Source organism: Gammaproteobacteria bacterium (genome assembly GCA_009838035.1).
Taxonomy (GTDB): domain Bacteria; phylum Pseudomonadota; class Gammaproteobacteria; order Steroidobacterales; family Foliamicaceae; genus Foliamicus.
In genome coordinates, this window is sequence record VXSK01000028.1 from 85,726 (window position 1) to 107,593 (window position 21,868).

Below are 21,868 nucleotides of genomic sequence, written 5' to 3' on the forward strand. Positions count from 1 at the left end.
CCGGGCGGCGTTGGGACAGCACACCAGAGACGATAGGGCCTGAATTAGCGGATAGTTCCCGGGATACGGCACTGACATGAAGGCCGCCTATCGCGCTGACGACATTGAAGTCCTCAGCGGCCTTGACCCTGTCCGACGCCGGCCGGGGATGTTCACCGATACGGCGCGTCCCAACTACCTCGCCCACGAGGTGATCGACAACAGCGTCGACGAGGCACTGGCCGACCGCAAAAAGTGCGATCGCATCGACGTGACGCTGCACGGGGACGGTTCGCTGGCCGTGGAGGACAACGGCCGCGGAATGCCGGTGGACGTCCACGAGGAAACCGGACTGACGGGCGTGGAGCTGATCCTGACTCGCCTGCACGCCGGGGCCAAGTTCTCGCGCCGTCAGTACCGTTATTCCGGCGGCCTGCACGGCGTGGGCGTGTCGGTGGTCAACGCCCTCTCGACCCGCCTCAAGGTGCGGGTGCGCCGCGACGGGAGCGAGTGGCACATGGAATTCGCCGGCGGCGAGCCCCAGCGGGCGCTGGAGGCTGTGGGAACCGTCGCGAAAGCCAATACCGGCACCTGGATCCGGTTCTGGCCGGATCCCCAGTACTTTTCAAAAGCCAGTTTTCACCTGCCGTCGCTCAAACGGGTATTGCGCGCCAAGGCGCTGCTCTGTCCGGGGCTGACCGTATCGCTGACCACGGAGTCCGATGGCGCGCAGGTGAAGTGGCGCTACGAGGACGGTCTGGCCCAGTATCTGCAGGAAGAACACGGCGAAGGCGAACGGCTGCCTGACGAGCCGCTGCGGTTTTCCCAGCTCGATGACGAGGAGCGTACGCTCGATTGCGTCGTGCAATGGGCCGAAGACGGCGCCAAGCGGGTCGAGGAAAGCTACGTCAACCTGGTGCCCACGCCGCGCCACGGCACGCATGTCAACGGTCTCCGCACCGGACTGACCGAGGGTTTGCGGGAATTCTGCGAATTTCACAAGCTGCTGCCGCGCGATGTGAAGATTTCGCCTCCGGACGTGTGGGACGGGGTGAACTTCGTGCTCTCGGTGAAGCTCGCGGAGCCGCAGTTCTCCGGGCAGATGAAGGAGTCGCTGGCGTCGCGGGACTGCGCCGGTTTCGTGGCCGAGGCCGTGCGCGGCGGCATGGCGCTTTGGCTCAACCAGCACTCGGAGCTGGGCGAACGGATCGCGAGGCAGGCGATCGCGGCGGCCCAGCGCCGGCTCAAGGCCGCCCGCAAGACGCCGCGGCGCACGCCGGTGTCGGGACCGGCTCTGCCCGGCAAGCTGGCCGACTGCGCCAGCACGGCGCCGGACGAGTGCGAGATTTTTCTGGTCGAGGGCGATTCCGCCGGGGGCTCCGCCCGCCAGGCGCGGCGCCGCGAATACCAGGCCATTCTGCCTCTGCGCGGCAAGATCCTGAACACCTGGGAAGTGGATTCGGCGGATCTCGACTCGTCTCAGGAGGTGCATGACATCGCGCTGGCGCTGGGCATCCAGGCGGGCGATCCGGACCTGGGTAATCTGCGTTACCACCGCGTATGCATACTGGCGGACGCCGATTCGGACGGGCGGCACATCGCCACGCTGATCTGCGCCTTGTTCGCCCGGCATTTTCCTGCGCTGGTGCGCGGAGGTCACGTGCACGTGGTCATGCCGCCGCTTTACCGGCTCGATGTAGGCAAGGAAACGCACTATGCGCTCACCGAGGAGGAGCGTGAATCGCTGATGCGCCGCTTTGCCAAACGCAAGGTTGCCGTGACCCGCTTCAAGGGCCTTGGCGAGATGAGCGCGAAGCAATTGCGCGAGACCGCCATGGAGCCGGACACCCGCCGGCTGATCCGGCTTCAAATGGATGAAGCGGAAGATGCGTACAGGGTGCTCGACATGCTGCTGGCGAAAAAGCGCGCCGCGGACCGCCGGGCCTGGCTGGAAGACAAGGGCGACCTCGCCGCGAGCTGATGACCGGACCGCAACTGACGCTGGTGCCGCGCGAGAACGCCGAAACGCGGCCGCTGGCCGAGTACGCGGAGCAGGCGTACCTGGACTACTCCATGTACGTCATCCTGGACCGCGCGCTGCCCCATCTGGCCGACGGTCTCAAGCCGGTGCAGCGCCGCATCGTCTATGCAATGAGCGAACTGGGCCTTGCAGCCACCGCCAAGCCGCGCAAGAGCGCCCGCACGATCGGCGACGTGATCGGCAAGTTCCATCCGCATGGCGATTCGGCCTGCTACGAGGCGATGGTGCACCTGGCGCAGCCTTTCGCCTATCGCCACCCGCTGGTGGACGGTCACGGCAACTTCGGCGCAATCGACGATCCCAAGTCCTTCGCCGCCATGCGCTACACCGAGGCGCGCCTTACCGCGTACGCGCAAACGCTGCTGGCGGAACTGGGCCAGGGCACGGTCGACTGGACCGACAACTTCGACGGCACGCTCAAGGAGCCCGAACTCCTACCTGCGCAGCTGCCCAATGTGCTGATCAACGGGTCCACCGGAATTGCGGTCGGCATGTCAACGGATATACCTCCGCATAACCTTCGAGAGTTGGCCGTCGCGCTGGAGAGGATCGCCGCGCGGCCGAAATTGCATTACGACACGCTCGCCGGCCTGATCCCGGGGCCCGATTTCCCGACGGGCGGTGAACTGATCACGCCGGCGGCGGAAATCCAGGAGATCTACAGGAAGGGGCAGGGCGTGTTCAGGGTTCGCGCATCGTGGAAGCGCGAGCAGGACGTTGTGGTGATCCACGAATTACCGTGGCAGGTATCCGGGAGCCGCGTGCTCGAACAGATTGCCAGGCAGATGCAGGCCAAGCGCCTGCCGATGCTGGAGAACCTGCGCGACGAGAGCGATCACGAGAACCCGGTGCGCCTGGTGCTGGTGCCCCGTTCCGCGCGCGTGGACGTCGATGCGCTGATGGCCCACCTGTTCGCCACCACCGACCTGGAGCGGTCCCTGCGGGTGAACCTGAACGTCATCGGCGAGGACGGCCGACCGCGGGTCCGCGACCTGCGCGGCATGCTGGTGGAATGGCTGAAGTTCCGGCGCGCCACGCTTCGCCGCCGCCTGAAGCATCGCGAAGACCAGGTGTCGACTCGCCTGCACGTCCTGGAGGGCCTGATGATCGCCTATCTCAACCTGGACGAGGTCATCGCCATCGTGCGTTACGAGGACAATCCCGGGACGCGCCTGATGGAGCGATTCAGGCTGAGCCGCGAGCAGGCCGAGGGCATTCTGAACATCCGGCTGCGCAACCTGGCCCGCATCGAGGAAGAGAAGCTGCTGGCGGAGCAGGAAGAACTCGAGGTCGAACGCGAGGTGCTGCGCGCGACGCTGGCGGACAAGGCAAAGTTCGACAAGCTCATGATCGCGGAATTACGCAAGCTGGCCGAGGAGCATGGCGACGAACGCCGGACGCGGATCGTGGACGATGCCGCGCCGGCGGCGGCATACCAGGAGGAGGACGTGACTCCGGCCGAGCCGCTGACCGTCGTGCTGTCGCGCCACGGCTTCGCCCGCGCCGGCAAGGGCCATGAACTGGACAGCGCGGCCCTGAGTTTCCGTCCCGGAGACGAACTGCTCTGCGATCTGCAGTGCAAGTCGAATCAGCAGGTCGTGTTCCTGAGCAGCGAAGGGCGCGTCTATACGCTCCCGGCGCACAGCCTGCCCTCGGCGCGCACGCACGGCGAACCGCTGTCCAGCCGATTCAACGTGGCGGACGGAGAGCGCTGGAGCGGCGTGATGGGGGGCGATCCGGGGTCGCGATGGCTGGTATGCGGAACCCGCGGGCACGGGTTCGTCGCATCGACCGCAAAGCTGTTTTCGCGTTCGCGCGCCGGCAAGGCGTTTCTGAACCTGGCCGAAGACTCCGAGCCGCTGCTGCCGGTCTCCGTGCTCGATTCACCGTGCCGCGTTGCCGTGGTGTCAGGCGACGGGCGCCTGCTGCTGTTCGGCGTCGACGAACTGCCGGAGTCGGCCGCCGGCCGCGGAGTGCTGCTGATCGGGCTGAAGAACGGTGAACGGCTGGCCGCGGCGACGATCGTCGGGCCGCGCGACCGGCTGATCGTGCATTGCGGGGAACGCAAGATGACGCTGCGCGGCAAGACGCTGGAGAGCTACCTGGGCAAGCGCGCGCTGAGGGGCCGCATGCTGCCGCGCGGCTGGCAGAAAAATGTGACCATGCTGGCGCGCGATCCGTTCCGGGGCGGATAATATCCGGCCCAGCACACTGATCAGGGAAAGTGGCAAGTGCCCCCGACACTGGAAGAAAACCTGAAACGCGCCCGCCCGTACATGGAGCGTTTCGCCGCCGACGTACAGGGCCATTTCATCGGCGGCAGGGTTTGCGCGGGTGAATCCGGTAAGACTTTTTCCAATCATTGCCCCGCCGACGGAGCGCTGATCAATCGCGTCGCCGCCGGCAGCGCGGCGGACGTCGACGCTGCCTGCGCCGCCGCCCGCGACGCCTTTCCCGGCTGGGCCGCCGTGTCCGGCGAACGCCGCGCGGAATTGCTGCACGGAATTGCCGATGCGATCGAAGCGCGCGCGGACGAGATCGCCCTGGTCGAGTCCATGGACACCGGCCAGGCGCTGCGCTTCACCGCCAAGGCCGCGGCGCGCGCGGCCGTCAATTTCCGGTTTTTCGCCGAACGGGCCCCGGATGCTCGCCGCGGCGTGTCGCTGCCTGCCTCCGAACACGACAACTACACGATGCGCCAGCCGATCGGTCCGGTGGGCGTGATCACGCCGTGGAACACGCCCTTCATGCTGTCCACCTGGAAGATCGCGCCGGCCCTGGCGGCCGGCTGCACGGTCGTGCACAAGCCGGCCGAATGGAGCCCGCTCACCGCGCAACTGCTCGCGGAAATATGCGACCAGGCGGGGTTGCCGCCCGGCGTCCTGAATACGGTGCAGGGCATCGGAGAGGAAGCGGGCAGGGCGCTGACCGAGCACGATGCCATCAGGGCCATCGCCTTTGTCGGCGAGTCGGCCACCGGCGCGCGCATCATGGCCCAGGGCGCGCCGACCCTCAAGCGGGTGCATTTCGAGCTGGGCGGCAAGAACCCGGTCATCGTGTTCGACGACGCCAACCTCGAACGGGCGCTGGATGCCGTGGTGTTCATGATCTACAGCCTGAACGGCGAGCGCTGCACGTCCTCCAGCCGCCTCCTGGTGCAGCAGTCGATTCACGACGAGTTCGTCGAAAGAGTCGCCGGGCGTACGCGGGCCATCCGGGTCGGCCACCCGCTGGACCCGGACACCGAGGTCGGCCCCCTGATTCACCCGGACCACATGGAGAAGGTCAGCTCGTACTTCGATATCGCCAGGGACGAGGGCGCGACCATTTCCGCCGGAGGCGCCCATGCCGATTTGCCCTGGCCGGGTCACTACGTCCAGCCCACGCTGTTCAGCGGCGCGCGCAATGACATGCGGATCGCCCAGGAAGAAATATTCGGCCCGGTACTGACCGCCATCCCCTTTACCGACGAAGCGGACGCACTGTCGCAGGCCAACGATACGCGCTACGGGTTGGCCGCCTACCTCTGGACCGCCGATCCGGAGCGCGCGCGGCGACTGTCCGAAGCGCTGGAAGTCGGTATGATCTGGGTAAATTCCCAGAACGTGCGCCATCTGCCGGCGCCGTTCGGCGGCATGAAGGCCAGCGGGATCGGCCGCGACGGCGGCGACTACAGCTTCGATTTCTACATGGAAACCAAGAACGTCAGCACGGCTCTCGGCGAACACCGGATTCCCGGATTGGGGACCGGCTGACGCGGCGACATTCGGGGGGCATTGCAAATGTTGATCATTACCCAGGAATCTTGGCATGCGGATGCCACCGGCGCACGGCTGCTCAGCCTGGCCGAGGCTGCCTCCCTGCAATTCGGCGACATCGGCGGCTCCTTGTTGCTGTTGCCGCTGGGGGAGGCCGACTGGGAGCAGCCGCGCCCCGAACGGGAGTTGCTCGCCGAGGCAGGCGCGGCGTCGAACTTTCATGGAATCTACATCGCCGGCGCCGTGCCGGTGCTGGCGGCCCATTCGGACGAGCCGCAAACGGTGGGTTTCGTCGTGGGCCCCGACGGCAACACGGCCCTGCGCGTTCCGAAGATCACACCCGACTTCATCGAAGGATTCACCGACAGCGCCTGCGAACTGGGCAGGCCCGCCGATCTGCCGGTGCTGGACACGCCGCTGGGCCGGCTGGGCATTCTCACCGGCGAGGACATCCTGTATTCGCACTACGCCCGGGTGCTGACCTACAACGGCGCCGAAGTGATCCTGAACCCCTGCCGAGAGCGTCGCGACGCCGGCTTCGAAAGCCGCCTGCGCGCGCGCCGCACCCGCGCCTACGAGAGTTCCGCTTACGTGGCGGTCGCCACCCCCCACGCGCAGCTGTCCGGCGACGTGAACGTGCGCCTGCCCTGCGCCTCCGCTCTCTACCTTCACGACCAGCAGACGGTAGAGGAGGCCGGCCAGGGCGAGAGTTTTCTCAAGCCCGACTTCAGCATCGAGTTTCTGCGCCGCAAGCGCTCAACGCTGTTCATGAACCAGCCCGTGTACATGCGCAGCATGCTCTACGCGCCCGGCTACCTGCAGGCGGCCGCTGCCGACCAGGCCGCCGCGCGGGAAATGCCGCAGACCCGCGACGGATGGAGCGAAGAAGCCGGCCGGCGGATCGCGGCGCAGGCGCAAGCCAACCGCATCGACGGGCCCACCGAGGACCAGTACTCGGCGCTGCTGGTCCAGAACGAGTTCCGCGTGATTCACATGGACACGCCAAACCCCGAAGAAATCCTCAGGCAGAACCTCGACGAAGCCATCGGCCTGGCCGCACGCAGCGCCTTTATCCCCAATGTCCGGCTGGTGTGCTTTCCCGAATTCTTCATGACCGGCTCCGGCGGCTTCGGCAAGCGCACGCCCAAGACCCTGGAGCGCATCGCGATCACCTATCCGGGGCCGGAGACGGACGTGTTGAGCGAATTCGCGCAGAAGAACCACGTGTACGTGGCCGGCTCGACGTTCGAGAAGGACCCGCGCTTTCCCGAGCGGGTGTTCAACTCCGCTTTCATCCTCAACGATTCCGGCGACCTGATCCTGCATTACCGCAAGCTGCATTGCGCCGACATCTGGGGGCAGTTGCCCGACACGACACCCGGCAGCATCTACTCGCGGCTGGTCGAGGAGCTCGGCTACGACGCGCTGTTCCCGGTGGTGGACACCCCGCTGGGCAAGCTCGCCGCCATGGTGTGTTTCGACCACACCGTGCCGGAGACGGCGCACATGCTGGCGAAACGCGGCGCGGAAGTGATCATTCACTGCACCTCCGATCCGCACGGCGCCGGCCGCCGGCCGTGGGAGGAGTGCCGCATGACCCGGGCCCACGACAACGGCGCCTATATCCTGGCGCCGCGCCCGGGCGGCGAGTACTTCGACCCGCATGCCGTGCATCCGGGCACGTTCCTGCGCGGTTATACGCGCATCATCGGCTACGACGGCCGCCTGCTCGGCGAGGCCGACACCTCGGGCAAGGTGAGCTTCCAGGCCAACCTGGACCTGGCCGAGCTGCGCCGCTATCGCGCCAAGGCGTCCGCCAACATGCTGATCTGGGACGAGCCGCGCAGCTACGTGGACTGGTACGAACAGGGCCACGGCCTGCCGGGCGACTTGTGGGCCGGCGACCCGCAGGACAACCCGTACGCGAATTTCGCGGCGATGAAGGACTCGCTCGAACGCTTCTACAAGGAAGGAATCTACCTGCGCCCCGGGTCAACGCGAACCGGCGCCGAAACCGACGCCCGCAGCCTAATATAATCCGCGGCTGCGCGCCCGTAGCTTAGCCTGGATAGAGCATCTGGCTACGAACCAGAAGGTCGGGAGTTCGAATCTCTCCGGGCGCGCCATATTCCCAGAGTCAACTCCGGCACGCAGCTTGCGACATCAGTCCACTTAGGAGGAAAGTCTTGACCATCGCAGGAAGAATCAGGCACCTGACGCGGATCGGCCTTTCGCACATGAATGAAGCGATCCTGGACGTGTTGTTTCATGCCCACGGAAAACCGGCCGGGCTTACGGCTGCGCAAATTCACGAACGGATGGGACTGGGCGAGGACTTTGGAAACCCGCCCCACGGCGTCGTAGAGGGCTTGCTTTCCCACCTGGAGGGCGCGGGCAGCGTCATATCCGATTCAACCCGTGCCCCGGATGGTGAAGTCACCTGGCGGCTGAAGGAACAGGAATACGCTCAGCGTTGCGACTAGTTCCAACAGGCCCCGGGGCCGCTGTGCGGCATGGGCGGCCGCGTGTATACTCGAATCGCGGAGTGGGAGGGGTTTATATGACCGACAATCCCGGCTACACGGCCGATTTCATCAAGTCCGACACGGACCAGGCCACGTTCATGAAGGATCCGGCGATGGATCATCTGATGACGGCGCTGGTGTCGGTGAGCACCGAGATCTGGGCGCAGGCCCGGCGCATGAAGATCATGGAGCGATTGCTGGAGGACCATGGGAAGGTGACGCGCGAGATGATCGAGGGTTACATGCCGAGCGCGGAGGAGGAGGCGTCCTGGCGTGCCGAGCGCGACAGTTTCATCGAGCGGACGTTCGGTTCGATCACGGTGGGGCATTCGGGCGAGGGCCAGCCGATGATGGAGTTCCGCAACCGGTCGGCCCCGGAGGGTCCGACGAATCGCGCCGGCATGGGAGGTGACCAGTCATGATGAACCGACGCACGATATTGGGGTCCCTGGCCGCGGCCTTTTCGGCCACGGCGGCTACGCGCAAGGCAAGCGCGTCCACGGCCGCACCGTCTTCCTTGCCGCTCGACATCGAGCCGCGCGGCACCGTGGGCATACAGGAGCGCATGCCCAGCCTGGACCTGGAGAGCCGGCACGAGTTCCTGACCGGTTTCAGGGCCTGGACGCAGGGACCGCTGGGCAGGGCCGCCGAGGAACGGGCCAATGCCATTTTCAAGGCGAAGGGCATTGATCCCGAGGGCGACGTTCCGCTGGAGCAGGTCCAGGCGGCCCTTGAGGGCGACCCGATCGTGGGCGCCAGCGTTCGCTACTGGATCACCGGTCAGCAGCATTGCTGGAAGCTGGTTGCCGACGAATTCCACGCCAACGCCGACGCCTACATGGCCGAGCTGGACGCCGCCGAAAAGGCAGGTCCGGGCTCGGTGACGCTGGATCCCGATTTCAAGGTTCCGGAATACGCTTCCCACGAAATTCACATCCAGCCGGGCGGATATGTGGGTGATCCCTTCGCCGGCTACATTTATCACTACGGCACCAATCACTTCCGTATGGGCAACGAACAGGACCAGCGGCAGAAGCTGGTCGCCTCCACGGCGGAGCCACCGGAAGATGGCCGCTTCAAGCGCATTCTCGACCTGGGCTGCGGTCCGGGCCGGCTGACCGTTGCGCTCAAGGACCGGTTCCCGGACGCGGAAGTCTGGGGCATTGACGTTTCCGGACCGATGGTCCGCTACGCGCACATGCGCGCGGCCGACCTCGGCAAGGAAGTGCACTTCGTTCAGGGCCTGGCCGAAGACACCGGTTTTCCGGACGGCCATTTCGACCTGGTGTATTCCTACATCCTGTTTCACGAAGTGCCTGCTTCCGTCACACGGGCGATCGTGAAAGAGGTGCACCGGATTACCCGCCCGGGCGGTGTGTTTCAGTCCGGCGATTTTCGGGCCGATCAGCGTCCGCCCACCCCCTATCGCAGTTTCCGCCGCTGGTGGGACTACCGCTGGAACAACGAGGTCTGGCGCAACGAATTCCAGGACATGCATTTCGGCAAAGAAATCGCCAGGGCCGGATTTACCGTGCGCAATTCCAAAAAAGGCCTTGGATTTCTCGGGTCCCTGCGCGCAACGCGCAACGCCTGAACACCTGATCATCCGCCATTTTTTCGATCCCATGAGACCGGGAGGTCTTCTCATGAAAAACCGCTGTAAAGCAATTCCCATTTGCCTGGCCGTAGCCGCGGCAATCCTGTTCGGACCTGCACAGGTCAATATCGCCGTCGGCCAGGAGGCCCAGCTGGAGGAGATCGTGGTCACCGCGCGCAAGCGCGAAGAGGCGATCCAGGACATCCCGCTGTCCATCACCGCGTTCACCGCGGAGGAGTTGCAGAAGCGCAGCATCCAGGACATGCGCGACGTCGCGTTGTTCACCCCCGGATTCAATTTCGAGGACTTCGGCGGCTCCGGCGGGACCACGCCGGTCGTACGCGGCACCACCCAGGTGTCGATATTGCAGTCCGGCGAGCAGAACGTGTCGGTTTTCTTCGACGGCGTATATCTGCCGCGCAGCTATGTGACCGACCTCGGCTTCGCCAACATGGAGCGAGTCGAAGTGGTCAAGGGCCCGCAAAGCGCCCGCTACGGTCGCAACGCCTTCATGGGCGCGATCAACTACATTCCCAGAAGGCCCGGCGATGAGTGGGACCTGCAGGGGCAGGTCGTCGCTGGCAATCATTCGCGTTATGACTACGCCGGCACGGTGTCCGGCCCGATTGTGCCCGGCCTGATTTCGGTACTTGCCGGATACGACTACTCGGAGTTCGACGGCACCTGGAAGAATACGCACCCCTACGCCGATATTGATTTCAAGCAAGGCAGCAACGACCGGCTGGGCGGGCACGAGCGCGCGGTGGCCAGCCTGGCCCTGCGCATTACACCCGGTGATGCACTGACCATCGACCTTGCCTATTACGACTACGATTTCGACAGGGAACACCGGGCCCAGAACTTCTTCGCCGAGCTGGGTGCGGACAGCCACTTCCTGAACTGCGGCCAGTGGAATCCGGATGTTCGCCCGGCGGGGCGGCCCGGATTCGGCTATGGCGGCCGCTGGTGGCGGCTCTACTGCGGCGAGCTCTGGGTGGACGTCATCCCCAGCGACCCGAGAGGATACGCGCGGCAGTTGAACGCGCAGTTCACGCGGGGTTCGGTCAACTGGGCCATCAATGATTCGATCGCCGTGGAATACATATACGGCCGACTGGAGGCGGATTCAAAGACCCTCGGTTACAAGGACCTCCTGCCGGGTTGCCCGTTCGCCACCCCGCCGTTGCCTGGCTGCGTTTTTGAAAGCGGCCCCATAGGCGACTTCGAAGTGGATTCCCACGAGATCAGGGTGTCCTGGGACACCGGCGGACCGTTGCGGGCCGCCGCCGGATACTTCTACACAAAGAGCCGGGATGCCTATATCGCCAACTTCAGCACCATGTGGCCCTTGAATGCGGCGCCCACGGAGCCGATTGACATTCTGGACCGGTCGGCATTCGTCGTCTACGTGCCCCTGAGGGATCTTCTGAACAGGAACAAGACAACCTCGCCGTTTGCCGAGATCAGCTACGCGTTCATGGACGGGCGCGCGCGCATCGGCGCGGAGGTGCGCTACTCGAGTACCGACAAGTTTGAGGGCAATCGGCCATCCGAGGGGCTGGACGGAAATCTGGTATTCGCGGGCGTGGTGCTGGAGGACGAGTTCTCCTCGTTCACGCCGCGGGTCACGCTGGAGTACGATCTCAGCGACGACCGGCTGCTGTTCGTTTCGCTCGCCAAGGGAGTCAAGCTGGGCGGTTTCAATGCCTCATCCGTTCGGGAGGAGGACCGCACCTTCGACGAGGACCAGAACTGGACCTACGAAATCGGCTCCAAGAACATCCTTCTGGACGGGCGGCTGCGCCTGAACGGATCGCTGTTCTGGATCGATTGGTCGGACGTGCAGATCAGGGCGCAGGACCCGGGCAACCCCGCCGACCTGTCGCTTTCGCTTACCGCCAATCTTGGGGACGTGAGCTCCAAGGGTTTCGAATTGGAGGCCGCCTATGCGATTTCCGAGAATCTGACCGTCAGCGGGTCCGCCTACTACGGCGACGCCAAGTACGAGGAAGGCACTTTCGACAAGCGTTGGGGCGGGCTGCCCTCGGTTTGCGACGATATCGTGTGCCCGATCGACGGCCACGTGGGCGGCAATCAGATGCAGCGCCAGTCGAAGTGGCAGGCGACATACGGGGCCGAATGGCGTGACCAGCTGGCTTTGGGCTTTGCCGAGGAGTACTACATCCGCATCGATGTCGCATACCAGTCGAAGCAGTACGCCGACGCGATGAACCTGGCCTGGGTGCCCGAGCGCAACATCGCGAACGCCAGCATCGGCGTTATCGGGCGCTGGTACGAGGCGCGGCTCTGGGCCCGCAACCTGTTCGATGAACTGTACGTGTCCGGCGCCACAGTGGGCGTCCCCAACAGGCAATACAACGCATACCTGGGCGAGCGCCGCACCTTCGGCCTGACGTTCGTCGCGAACTTCGACACCTTCACGGACTGACCGGAGCGCGTCTTTTATCCGTCGGCCCGCCGTTCCCCGCGAGCTCGGGTGCGGCGAGCTGAATGGGAACTGCAACCGGCATACATCTGGTCCTGTTCGATATTGACGGGACGCTGGTCGACTCGGACGAGTTCGACTCGGAGCTGTACGTGCAGGCCGTCCGGGAAGTTCTGGGGATAGAGATCGGCGACGACTGGTCCGCGTACCGCAACGTGACCGACGGCGGGATCCTGGATGAAATCATCGACAACGCGGGGCTGACGGACGGTCGGCGTCGCATACACGCGGAGGTCAAGGCCGTCTTTGCCGGCCTGGTCTCGGATTACCTCGACGAAAGGGAAGGCCAATTGCCCGAAATCGAAGGCGCCGGAGCCTTTATGACCGCACTCGAGTCACATCCGGAAGTCTCGATGGCGCTGGCCACGGGAGGCTGGGAGGAGACGGCGCGGATGAAGCTTCGCGCCGCCGGACTGGATCGCTACTGCCTCCCCCTCGCCTCGGGTTCGGACGCCCTCACCCGCACTGAAATCATGCAAATCGCCGAGAAACGCGCGCTTGACGGCCGAAAGGCGAGCCGGCGGACGTACTTCGGCGACGGCATCTGGGACAAACGGGCCAGCGAGGAACTGGGCTACGACTTCATCGCCATAGGCGACAAGGTGCAGCACAAAGCCCAGTACCCCGATTTCCGTGCCAAGGCGGCCATACTCAAGGCATTGAGATTGCGCACACCCGCCGGAACCTGAGTGCAGTTCTCTAGCTCGACCTGCCCTGGACGGGAGGCCGCCGGCCGATTACGTTTCCCTCAAGGTCGAACAGAAGCAAGTCGATGGCCGCTTCACTCGGGAGATAAAGGACAACCGAGTCGGTCCTGACTGCCTCCATTCGATCGTAGGCGATTTCGTCCGCCCGTTCCGCGTTTCTGGCCTCGATAATGCAGGCCGTTTTGCGGCACTCGGGGACGGCCACAGTCACAGCGCGCCGGCGGCCCGACATATTCATCCAGCCCGGGCGGCCATTGACGAATCGGGTGCGGGGGGAAAGCACGCGCAGGTCGATGCCCGCGCCGATCTGCATTGGTACTCCACCTCTGGACAACAGAACGACCGGGTTGGCGCCTGCCAGACCCTGCCGTTCGGCCTCGACTCGCAAGACGTGCTCAAAGTCAGGCTCCGAGCGTTCGCCAAGCAGCGTCTGGTCGACAGTCAGCGGATCGATGCCCGCCATTTCGCGCACGAAGTGCGCCATGGGCTCCCACGAGGATGTGGGCTGCTCCTGCAGATGGGCCCAACCGCAATGAACCAGCACTTTCGCATCGGGGTCCTTTGAAAGGGTCCCGTCCAAGAGATTGCGTGCCTGCCAATAGTCGCGGCGGGCCTGTGCGCTGCGGGAATCGGCCGTGTTCTTCTGACTGCCCCGGATCTCATAGCCCACGATCTCGTACCCGAGGGCAAGCGCATGCCGCAACATTTCCGCGAACACCACGTCGCGCACGTAATAGCCCGAGTTCTTGGTGGGATAGCCGCGCGCGTTGATGTCGTCCCCCGGCCACACCGCTTCGACGGCAAGGTAGCGAAAGCCTTGCCGGTACAGGGGACGCAGCAGTGACAGCGTGAGCAGCCTGTCGCGTGAAACGTGATGGCGTTCATTGACCATGATCATCTGGTGGTCCGACGAACGCTCAAGGATATGGGCGATCGCGTTTGCGGCCTTGATTTCAGGTGCTACGCCCCGCGCGGGACCGGTCTCCACTGCGTCATCGCTGGGCCTGCGGTAGTTGCTGTCCCAATAGTCAAGCGCTTGCGCGTGGTTCCCTGCAAAGGACTCGAGTTGCGCACGCATCTGCCTGTAACTGGCGAAGCTCCCGCAGACGCGCTCAAGACTTCTGAACTGCTTGAGCGGAGCCCACACGTGCTCTTCGATCCCGGTCAGCGCGCGGCGAGTCAGGTCATCACAAGCGGCTGCCGGGCCGGAGCCCGGGAGTGGTTCATCACCCAGCGCGCTATTGCATGAAATCGACAGCGCTAAGGCTGCACAGGTGCATATTCGCAATAACTCGGGCAAACTCGTGCAGTTCTCCATATGAGAGACAGATACCTTATCGCAGGACGACGCATGGAACGGGACAGGGGCATTGAACCTGTAGGAGGAGGGCTGCGAGCTCTTGTCCTGCTGTTCTGCGCGGTTGCGGTCACCGCGCAGGCGCAGACGCCTGAGGAGTTCTTTCCCGGACGGCTGATGTTCTCGCCGGAAGAGGAGGCGCTGTACATGCAGCGCTACGAGAAGGCGCAGGTTCGCAGGACCGCGGACGAAATTTACGTTGATCGGGAAACGATGGCCGGCGCCGATGACTGGGCGCCGCTGCCGGCTGCCGCTGATGCGGAGCGAACGATTTCGGTGCAGGCCCTGGACGGTGCGGAACGCTATGCGGAGATCAACAACTCCAACGCGTTCATCGTCTGGCGCAACGGGAAGATCGAGCGGGAAACCTATTTCGGCGGTCACACGCGCACCTCGCCGATCAACTCCTTCTCCCTGGCCAAGCAGGTCACGGCGTTCGCCATCGGCCGGGCGCTCATGCTCAACAACATTGCGTCGCTCGATCAGCCGGTGGCCGATTTCGTGACCGAATGGCAGGGCGATCCCTGGCGGGAGAAGATCCTGGTCCGGCATTTGCTGGACATGCGCGCGGGCTTTTATCCGCAGGTTCCGCCGCAGGGCCCGACCGACCTGATCTCACGCACCTTCCTGCATCCGCGCCACGACGAGATCATCGTGGCGGAATACCCGGTCATCGACGAACCCGGCACGCGATACGAGTACAACAACGCCGCCGGCGACATGGTCGCGGTGCTGATCGAGCGCGCCACCTCACGCCGGTACGCGGAGTTCGTGAGCACGGAAATCTGGCAGAAGATCGGCGCCATGGGCGGTGCGGTCTGGGTGAACCGGCCCGGCGGTACGGCGCACTCCGGCTGCTGCATGCTGGCGCCCGCCGAAAACTTCCTGAGGCTGGCGATCGCGATGCTCCGGGACGGCGATTGGGAGGGCGAGCGGCTGTTGCCGGAGGGTTACGTCGAGGAAATGATCACGCCCACCCGCGAGAACCCGTACTTCGGCCTGAGCATCTGGGTGGCCGGGCGATATACCGGGCGCCGCGGTTTCGCCAACCCGGACCGCGGCATGCCGGAGATCCTGCACGGCGAACCTTATCTCGCGGCCGACCTCTACCTGTTCGACGGCAACGCCAACCAGGTTGTTTACGTCGTTCCCTCCCAGGACCTGGTCATCCTGCGCACCGGCCTGGCGCCGCCGCGCGACGAGACCACCGAGTGGGACAACAGCGTTCTGCCCAACCTCATCATGCGCGGCATCGTCAGGGATCAGCGGCCGTCCGCGCCGCAGCGCTAGTCAGCCGACTTTTTCGCCTGCGCCACCACAAGAGAAACCCGGTCGCGAACAGCGCCGGGAAGAACACGCCCGCAATAAACATGACCCAACGGCCGGGCAAACCGGCTATGGCGCCGCTGTGCAGGCTTGCGGCAAAGTCGGCGGAAAGCAATGACGCCCATGTCGGTGCGGCAGGGGCGGACAGACGGATGATTTCACCCGTGTACCGATTGACGAAAACCGTCGTTTGCTTCGAGACCGCGTTTTCTCCCGGAGGGAAGACCCGTATCAGGAAGAAAGGCTGAGGCCCCAGGGGGCGAAGAATGAAACCCAGCCAGGAACCAGGCACGGCCTCCAGTGCGGCATCGGCAGCGTCCTGCCAGGGGATGGTCGGTGGCGGACCGCCCGCTGGCGCCCGCATCGGCGGGCCGGCATTCTCCGGCGCGGACTGCGGCGCCGAGGGTGGCGCGGCTGCAGGCGCCGGAGGACCGATCTGCGGCGCGGTCAGCTTCCAGACAATGGGCGGAACCGTCACCGCGGAGAGAAACAGGAAGGCGAACATGTAGACCCCGCCGAGGTTGTGCAGGTCGCGAATGACGCGACGCGAACCGCCATCCCACTTCACCGAAAGAGCTCCCGGCAGACGCTTCTTTCCGGGCCACCACAATGCCAGTCCCACGATGAACATGGCCATCAACAGGAGCGACAACAGGCCGAGTGCGTTCTCGCCGACGCCGCCAAGCGTCAAATCGCCGTGCAACCTTCGGATGAGCGCCAGGGACGACAGGCTGGAGCGTTCCCCAACGATTTCGGCGGTGAACGGATCGACAAACACTTGTCGTTCGTTGCCGCCGGCATTCCGAAGCGTAACCGTGAGCGTTCTGCCCGGAGCATCGTCCAGGCGCGTGACATGGGCAGGCTGCCAATCCGGATAAGTCCGGGCGGTTCGGGAGGTGATCTGATCGAGCGGTAGTCGAAGTCCCTGTATCTCGGCGCTGTAGAGATCCGGATTCAGTGCGACATCAAGTTCATCCTCAAAAACGAGCAGGGAACCGGTAACGCCGACCAGAACAATGACGAGCCCGGCCGCAATCCCCGACCATCGGTGGAACGCGAGAAGGGCTTTCTTCGTACGCGCCTTCATGCGCCGCAATATCCGCGCTAGTCTCCGCCCGGCGGCAGGTACCAGATGGGCGAGGTCCAGGCCATTTCCTGGATGGTCTTGGGCGCATCGTTATCGCAGGCGTCCGGACGTTCATCCGCCGGCAGGGCGACGCATTGCGCCCAGCTCCAGCGCAGGGTGGGCACTTCGACCGCGCGCAGGTAGTAGTACGAAGCCTCGGTGGGGTCGAACTCCGGGTCCTCGAACACCGCGCACAAGTCCACCGATCCCGTGCCGCTCCACACCCCCGTTTGCAGGTCCACCTCGCCTTGCTGGTTCTCCCGGCCAGCCACGTCGAACACCTTGTAGTGGGCCTGGCCGCCGTCGTCGATCCACCCCTTGATCACCTGGAGCTTCTGCAGTTGCGCAGCGTGCTTATCCTGCAGCGCGCTCACGAAGAGTTGCGGCGCGGCTCCGGCAGGCCCGCCGCTCAGGTCGCCGCCCATCGGGATGCCACGGGCATAGCCGTGCGCCGCCCTGTCGTCCAGTTCGCAGGCGCTCTCCTCGAAGTCCCAACCCGCGAACAGCCGGGGTTCGATACGCGTTCCGGTGGTGCCGAACACCTCCTTGCGACGCAAGGACTCGAAGATGGCGTCGCGTGAATTCTCCACAGCCCATACGCCGGCCAGACCGCCCGGATTGGAAATCAGCCCGAAAGGCGAGCTTCCGCGGTCGGACAGCCGGGTCTCGAAGTCGGTCTCCGGCGCCAGGTGCCCCGGCCAGCTGTGCTCATGCGTGTCGCCGGCCGTGGAAATGTGCCCGTCCGTGGAGGCGATCACGCCCATCTTGTAGGAATTGACGCCGATCACGGCCTGGTCCTGCAAGCCGGTCAGGAGAACGCTGCGGAAGAAGTCGTTCTTCGAAATGCAGCCGAAGCGCACAAAGCCGCGGATGCCGATTTCCCCTTCTTCGCAAAACCGCACATCGGTCGGCTCGCCGAAGAACGACACCGCTTCCCGCCCGACGCTGCGCACCTGCTCCTGCTCGCACAGTTCGTCCTCGGCGCCGAGAATGTTCGGCAGCCCGTTGAAGCACTCGGAATTGCCCTTGTGCTGGAACACCTCCATGACCGGTTCCATGGCGTTGCGCAGTTCCGCGATTTCGCGCGCCGTGTCGCTCGACTCGAACCGGGAAATATAGGACGGAAACATGGCGCCCGAGCTCAGGTTGGAGTTGTGCGGGATCGCCAGCACGTCGCATCCTTCGACGCCTTCCAGGCACTGCTCGGTCAACTGCTCCCACAATTCGATGTCGGTGGGCGATTCGATGTAGGAAATCGCGTATTCCGGCACCCGGTCATTGCGGAAGATGACATTGCGGTGATAGTTGTTGCTCCTGGGTGTGCCCGTGTGTTCGTAACCCACGAAAGTTGTGAAGCGGCAGGCCGAGGTACGGTCGTAGGCCGCTTCGGCCATGTCCCGGGTGCTCTGCCACAGGGAAAGAGAGGCCTCGAGGCACTCGGAGCCGTCTTCGCCGCAAATGTCCGTCACGCGCTCGGGGTCTTCGCTGATGACAATGCGAATGAAGGGCGACAGCCCCTCTCCGCTTTCGCCGCGCAGGAACCGGCAGGAGTTGGCGTTGTAGGCCTCGCTCTCTTCATCGAAACAGAGCTTCATTTCGCCGAAAAACTCGGAGTGGTCGGTGACCGCCGCAAAGTCCAGCGGACGCTCGAGTTTCTGGGTCATCACCACGCTGCCGTCCTCGGCGTAGGGCGGGATCGGAATGGCTTCGCCTTTGGCGAATCGGTACGCGTCGGCCGGAGTGGTTCTCGTGCCCAGCGGGCGGGCGTCGTAGGAGTAGGCGGTGTGGATGTGCAGGTCGCCGAAGTACGCATTGCGATTGGCGTTTCGGTCGATGCAGACTTCCCTGTCCTCGGTGTACGTCACGAGGCTTGCACCCGGTGACCCCTGTCCGGCTTGCTGGGCGCAACCGGAAACAAGGAATACGGCCATCAGCAAGGCAGTATGAGCCTGGCACGGCACTGGTTCACGACGCAAGCGCTTTTCTCCCGGGACCCCGGTCGGGAAGGGGTTTCAATATAGTTTCGCACAGTCGCGGCCACTCGGCGGCGCGACGATTGGTCTATCCTGCGCATCAATGAGGACGGGAGGATTCGTTTTGTGACTTCATTCCTTGAGCGCATCGGGACCGGAAAGTATCGCGCCAATCCACGGTTCCGGTCCGGATTCCCGGTGATCCTGGCGCTCTTCGTTGCCGCGTGTTCTCAGGAACTGCCGTCACGGCCGGCGGAATCGATCGACCTTCAACAGTACGTTGAACCCGGGTGGTTTCTCCGCCCGCCCGGGGTCGAAAGTGAAGTGTCCTGCGACGGAGCGCTGCAGGTGGCCAAATGCTGGCTGACATTGGATAACAGGCAAGGATGCACGGTCTGGCAGGAGGAACCCCTCGCCGGCGGCGCAACAGTCAGCTGGTCCGGGAAATGTGAGGACGGACGGGCCAACGGTGAAGGCATACTCACCATCGCATGGCCCAACCTCTGGCATCGCGGATCCGATAGCGTCCATGAGGGTGAGATAAAAAACGGCAAAAGGACCGGCCACTGGGTCTTGCGCCACTCTTTCCTTACGGAGCAGGGCGAGTACCGGCAGGGCCAAAGAATCGGACCCTGGGAAATCAGCAGTCCGAGCGGCTGGAGCATTACGGAGCGCTACATGATTCGGGGGCCCATTTCCGAATAGTGCTGAGCAAGTGTTCCGGTCGCTCGCGTAGACTTGCCGCGTTATGAAATTTCACTCCCAAGACTACTTTGTCGGCGAGCAGGCCGATCAGACTCCGGTCCCCGACCAGTTCGAGGCCGGTCCTTTCAGAAAATCCCGGCCTCCGGAACCGCTGCGGTTCGAGGTCAACATGGTGGCCGAGGCGCACGGCAAGCAGCAGAAGACGGGCACCGTGCAGGTCAATATTCCCGGCTTCAGCCCGGTCACGCTGTACTGCGACGAGCAGCCGCCCGTGGGCGACGACCAGGCCCCGCCGCCGCTGGCGTTCTTCACCGCCGGCATCGGGTTCTGCCTGATGACGCACATGACCGACATCCTCAACACCCGCAAGATCGAGGTGACCTCAATGCGCCTGGAGCAGCGGGTCCGGTTCATGACCACGCTCGGGACCATGCGCGAACTCGGCCATCGCACGACCGGCGAGACCGAAAAGGTGGAGACGCACGTCATCATCGACAGCCCCGAACCGCCGGAAAGGATTCAGGCCCTGCTGGAGGAAGCCGAAAGTTCCTGCATGGCCCACCATGCGCTGCGCAATCCCATCCCCTGGTCGACGCGACTCGTGTATAACGGCGTTGAAATCGATGCCCGGGACAGCGCCGAGTAGATATGCATGGCTTTGCAGGAATTTCCAACGAACTGACGATTCACTATGTGTCCCTGGGGCAGGGCCGGCCCCTGGTGTTCATTTCGGGCTGGACCATGGACACGGGGGCTTTCCGCGAGAACCTGGGACCGTTGTCGGCGGACTTCCGGGCGATTGCTTACGATCCGCGCAGTCACGGAAAGTCATCCCGGACCGAATCCGGACACGATTACAGGCAACACGGGGCGGACCTGGCGGCCTTTCTGGACGAGCTGGAACTCAAGGATGTCGTGCTGCTCGGCTGGTCGGCCGGCGTCTGTGCCGCCTACTCCTATTTCGAGCAGTTCGGATACGGAAACGTTCGGGCGTTCGTCAATATCGACCAGCCACCCAAGGCGGCCCGGGAAACGCCCGCCGACTGGGGCATCAACTCGCGGGAACAACTGGCGCAATTCGAGCAGTTCATGGCCTCGCCGCAAAGGGAGGAGTTCGCAAGAATGGCCGCCCCGACCATGTTTCTCAACCAGCCTGTCGAAGCGGCGTTTGTCGAGGAATTCGTTGCCAGCTCGATCAGCACGCCGCAACCCGCCGCTTCGCTGTTGCTGCGGGAAGTGAACCTCAGCGACTACACGGAGACCGCCAGGGAAGTGGCCACGCGCCTGCCGGTGCTGCACGTCGTCAAGGAAGAGCATGGCCAGGCCGCCCGGCGCTGGATCGACGCCAACGCGCCGCAGATTGAACTGTACGTGCTGGGCGCGCACATGATGTTCCTGGAGTTCCCGGCGCAGTTCAACGCCGCCGTCACCCGCTTCCTCAAAGCGCATCTGCCACCGGCGTAGCTGCTTATCGAAAAATTGGGCGGAAACATCGTGTTTTCGGCTTGCAATGCGGAGGTCAACTTCGCATAATCTGGTCATTCTGGTCAGATTTATCCGGGAAATGACAAAGAACTGGCAGGTTCAGGAAGCGAAGGCGCGATTCAGCGAACTGGTGCGCAGCGCCGATTCCAGTCCGCAGACGATTACGGTGCATGGCCGCCGGGCTGCCGTGGTGCTATCGGCCGACGACTATGACCGGCTGAGGGACAAGCGCGGCAAGCCCGCCCTGACCGAGTTTCTGCGCGATTCTCCGCTTGCCGGCGTGAAGCTGGACCTGGAGCGCGACCGCTCCCTGCCGCGCAAAAGTCGGCTGTGAGTTTTCTGATCGATACCTGTGCGCTGTCGGAGCTGACCAGGAAAGATCCTGCGCCGCTCGTGACCGAGTGGTTTGACGGCACGCCGGCGGAATCACTCCACGTGAGTGTTCTTTCCTTCGGTGAAATCCGACGTGGGGTGGAGCGTCTGCCGGACAGTCGCCGGCGGTCACGCATTTCGGCCTGGCTGGAGAACGAGTTGCCGGCGTGGTTCGAAAACCGCGTTCTGCCCATCGACGGCAGCATCGCAGACGAATGGGGCAGGCTGACGGCGCGTTTGAAAAATCCGCTTCCCGCAATCGATGGGCTGATTGCCGCGACTGCCCTGTGCCGGCGGTTAACCGTCGTGACCCGCAATGAGTCTGATTTCGCGCCCGCGGGTGTTGCAATCCTTAACCCCTGGCGCCAACGCTGAACAGCCGGAACGATATACTTTGTGGGCGGGGCGCGT

18 protein-coding genes and 1 tRNA gene are annotated in these 21,868 nt (G+C 64.3%); 16 read left to right on the forward strand and 3 right to left on the reverse strand.

What is annotated here, in order from left to right; genetic code table 11:
• The first annotated feature begins 76 nt into the window (after positions 1 to 76).
• The 10 genes from parE (at position 77) to F4Y72_11445 (ending at position 13,095) form a co-directional block, all read left to right on the forward strand.
• Positions 77 to 1,960 (forward strand): DNA topoisomerase IV subunit B, encoded by a 1,884-nt coding sequence (parE, locus tag F4Y72_11400; GenBank protein ID MXZ28890.1) that lies wholly within the window; start codon positions 77 to 79, stop codon positions 1,958 to 1,960.
• On the forward strand, positions 1,960 to 4,215 hold the full coding sequence (gene parC / locus F4Y72_11405) for a DNA topoisomerase IV subunit A (protein MXZ28891.1): 2,256 nt from the start codon (positions 1,960 to 1,962) through the stop codon (positions 4,213 to 4,215). Before parE ends, parC begins: the two co-directional genes overlap by 1 nt.
• Positions 4,216 to 4,296: 81 nt before the next feature.
• Complete coding sequence (gene hpaE / locus F4Y72_11410; protein MXZ28892.1) at positions 4,297 to 5,775, forward strand: 5-carboxymethyl-2-hydroxymuconate semialdehyde dehydrogenase; 1,479 nt, start codon at positions 4,297 to 4,299, stop codon at positions 5,773 to 5,775.
• A 27-nt stretch (positions 5,776 to 5,802) separates the two neighbouring features.
• Positions 5,803 to 7,815 carry a hypothetical protein gene (locus F4Y72_11415; protein ID MXZ28893.1) on the forward strand — a complete coding sequence of 671 codons (2,013 nt, stop codon included), beginning with the start codon at positions 5,803 to 5,805 and terminating at the stop codon, positions 7,813 to 7,815.
• 11 nt (positions 7,816 to 7,826) lie between these two features.
• Positions 7,827 to 7,904: transfer RNA gene (locus F4Y72_11420), tRNA-Arg, on the forward strand.
• Positions 7,905 to 7,964: 60 nt separating this feature from the next.
• A complete protein-coding gene (locus F4Y72_11425) occupies positions 7,965 to 8,261 on the forward strand; it encodes a hypothetical protein (GenBank protein MXZ28894.1) in 297 nt (98 codons plus the stop codon).
• A 77-nt stretch (positions 8,262 to 8,338) separates the two neighbouring features.
• Positions 8,339 to 8,725 (forward strand): hypothetical protein, encoded by a 387-nt coding sequence (locus F4Y72_11430; protein MXZ28895.1) that lies wholly within the window; start codon positions 8,339 to 8,341, stop codon positions 8,723 to 8,725.
• Entirely contained in the window at positions 8,722 to 9,897 is a 1,176-nt protein-coding gene (locus F4Y72_11435) for a class I SAM-dependent methyltransferase (GenBank protein ID MXZ28896.1), read from the forward strand. The genes F4Y72_11430 and F4Y72_11435 overlap by 4 nt, the downstream gene beginning before the upstream one ends.
• Positions 9,898 to 9,928: 31 nt before the next feature.
• Positions 9,929 to 12,349, forward strand: a complete 2,421-nt coding sequence (locus F4Y72_11440; GenBank protein ID MXZ28897.1) for a TonB-dependent receptor — start codon at positions 9,929 to 9,931, stop codon at positions 12,347 to 12,349.
• 62 nt (positions 12,350 to 12,411) lie between these two features.
• Positions 12,412 to 13,095, forward strand: coding sequence for an HAD hydrolase-like protein (locus F4Y72_11445; GenBank protein ID MXZ28898.1), 684 nt, complete (start codon positions 12,412 to 12,414; stop codon positions 13,093 to 13,095).
• 10 nt (positions 13,096 to 13,105) lie between these two features.
• Here F4Y72_11445 and F4Y72_11450 read toward each other — a convergent pair whose 3' ends face one another.
• The gene (locus F4Y72_11450; GenBank protein ID MXZ28899.1) at positions 13,106 to 14,191 is read right to left on the reverse strand and encodes a hypothetical protein; all 1,086 of its coding nucleotides are present in this window, start codon (positions 14,189 to 14,191) and stop codon (positions 13,106 to 13,108) included.
• A 240-nt stretch (positions 14,192 to 14,431) separates the two neighbouring features.
• Here F4Y72_11450 and F4Y72_11455 point away from each other — a divergent pair, with 240 nt between their 5' ends.
• Positions 14,432 to 15,760 carry a serine hydrolase gene (locus F4Y72_11455; GenBank protein MXZ28900.1) on the forward strand — a complete coding sequence of 443 codons (1,329 nt, stop codon included), beginning with the start codon at positions 14,432 to 14,434 and terminating at the stop codon, positions 15,758 to 15,760.
• Here F4Y72_11455 and F4Y72_11460 read toward each other — a convergent pair.
• Both F4Y72_11460 and F4Y72_11465 read right to left on the reverse strand, forming a co-directional pair.
• Positions 15,726 to 16,883, reverse strand: coding sequence for a PepSY domain-containing protein (locus tag F4Y72_11460; GenBank protein ID MXZ28901.1), 1,158 nt, complete (start codon positions 16,881 to 16,883; stop codon positions 15,726 to 15,728). The two genes, F4Y72_11455 and F4Y72_11460, sit on opposite strands and share 35 nt — an antisense overlap.
• Before the next feature lie 17 nt (positions 16,884 to 16,900).
• Positions 16,901 to 18,853: a DUF3604 domain-containing protein gene (locus F4Y72_11465; GenBank protein MXZ28902.1), complete on the reverse strand. Its 1,953-nt coding sequence runs from the start codon at positions 18,851 to 18,853 to the stop codon at positions 16,901 to 16,903.
• A 168-nt stretch (positions 18,854 to 19,021) separates the two neighbouring features.
• Here F4Y72_11465 and F4Y72_11470 point away from each other — a divergent pair, with 168 nt between their 5' ends.
• From F4Y72_11470 to F4Y72_11490, 5 genes are all read left to right on the forward strand, one after another.
• Positions 19,022 to 19,600 carry a hypothetical protein gene (locus F4Y72_11470; protein ID MXZ28903.1) on the forward strand — a complete coding sequence of 193 codons (579 nt, stop codon included), beginning with the start codon at positions 19,022 to 19,024 and terminating at the stop codon, positions 19,598 to 19,600.
• A 43-nt stretch (positions 19,601 to 19,643) separates the two neighbouring features.
• The gene (locus F4Y72_11475; GenBank protein ID MXZ28904.1) at positions 19,644 to 20,246 is read left to right on the forward strand and encodes an OsmC family protein; all 603 of its coding nucleotides are present in this window, start codon (positions 19,644 to 19,646) and stop codon (positions 20,244 to 20,246) included.
• 2 nt (positions 20,247 to 20,248) lie between these two features.
• On the forward strand, positions 20,249 to 21,064 hold the full coding sequence (locus F4Y72_11480; GenBank protein ID MXZ28905.1) for an alpha/beta hydrolase: 816 nt from the start codon (positions 20,249 to 20,251) through the stop codon (positions 21,062 to 21,064).
• Positions 21,065 to 21,164: 100 nt separating this feature from the next.
• Positions 21,165 to 21,419 carry a type II toxin-antitoxin system Phd/YefM family antitoxin gene (locus F4Y72_11485; GenBank protein ID MXZ28906.1) on the forward strand — a complete coding sequence of 85 codons (255 nt, stop codon included), beginning with the start codon at positions 21,165 to 21,167 and terminating at the stop codon, positions 21,417 to 21,419.
• Complete coding sequence (locus tag F4Y72_11490; GenBank protein MXZ28907.1) at positions 21,416 to 21,832, forward strand: type II toxin-antitoxin system VapC family toxin; 417 nt, start codon at positions 21,416 to 21,418, stop codon at positions 21,830 to 21,832. The genes F4Y72_11485 and F4Y72_11490 overlap by 4 nt, the downstream gene beginning before the upstream one ends.
• Positions 21,833 to 21,868 lie beyond the last annotated feature (36 nt).

What these genes read in the sequence shown, in the direction of transcription:
- F4Y72_11455 (MXZ28900.1), top strand. Translation starts at nt 14,432, where the DNA reads ATGAGAGACAGATACCTTATCGCAGGACGACGCATGGAACGGGACAGG.
- parE (MXZ28890.1), top strand. Translation starts at nt 77, where the DNA reads ATGAAGGCCGCCTATCGCGCTGACGACATTGAAGTCCTCAGCGGCCTT.
- hpaE (MXZ28892.1), top strand. Translation starts at nt 4,297, where the DNA reads ATGGAGCGTTTCGCCGCCGACGTACAGGGCCATTTCATCGGCGGCAGG.
- F4Y72_11430 (MXZ28895.1), top strand. Translation starts at nt 8,339, where the DNA reads ATGACCGACAATCCCGGCTACACGGCCGATTTCATCAAGTCCGACACG.
- F4Y72_11440 (MXZ28897.1), top strand. Translation starts at nt 9,929, where the DNA reads ATGAGACCGGGAGGTCTTCTCATGAAAAACCGCTGTAAAGCAATTCCC.
- F4Y72_11415 (MXZ28893.1), top strand. Translation starts at nt 5,803, where the DNA reads ATGTTGATCATTACCCAGGAATCTTGGCATGCGGATGCCACCGGCGCA.
- F4Y72_11480 (MXZ28905.1), top strand. Translation starts at nt 20,249, where the DNA reads ATGCATGGCTTTGCAGGAATTTCCAACGAACTGACGATTCACTATGTG.
- F4Y72_11485 (MXZ28906.1), top strand. Translation starts at nt 21,165, where the DNA reads ATGACAAAGAACTGGCAGGTTCAGGAAGCGAAGGCGCGATTCAGCGAA.
- F4Y72_11465 (MXZ28902.1), bottom strand. Translation starts at nt 18,853, where the DNA reads ATGGCCGTATTCCTTGTTTCCGGTTGCGCCCAGCAAGCCGGACAGGGG.
- F4Y72_11460 (MXZ28901.1), bottom strand. Translation starts at nt 16,883, where the DNA reads ATGAAGGCGCGTACGAAGAAAGCCCTTCTCGCGTTCCACCGATGGTCG.
- F4Y72_11450 (MXZ28899.1), bottom strand. Translation starts at nt 14,191, where the DNA reads ATGCGTGCGCAACTCGAGTCCTTTGCAGGGAACCACGCGCAAGCGCTT.
- F4Y72_11475 (MXZ28904.1), top strand. Translation starts at nt 19,644, where the DNA reads ATGAAATTTCACTCCCAAGACTACTTTGTCGGCGAGCAGGCCGATCAG.
- parC (MXZ28891.1), top strand. Translation starts at nt 1,960, where the DNA reads ATGACCGGACCGCAACTGACGCTGGTGCCGCGCGAGAACGCCGAAACG.
- F4Y72_11435 (MXZ28896.1), top strand. Translation starts at nt 8,722, where the DNA reads ATGATGAACCGACGCACGATATTGGGGTCCCTGGCCGCGGCCTTTTCG.
- F4Y72_11445 (MXZ28898.1), top strand. Translation starts at nt 12,412, where the DNA reads ATGGGAACTGCAACCGGCATACATCTGGTCCTGTTCGATATTGACGGG.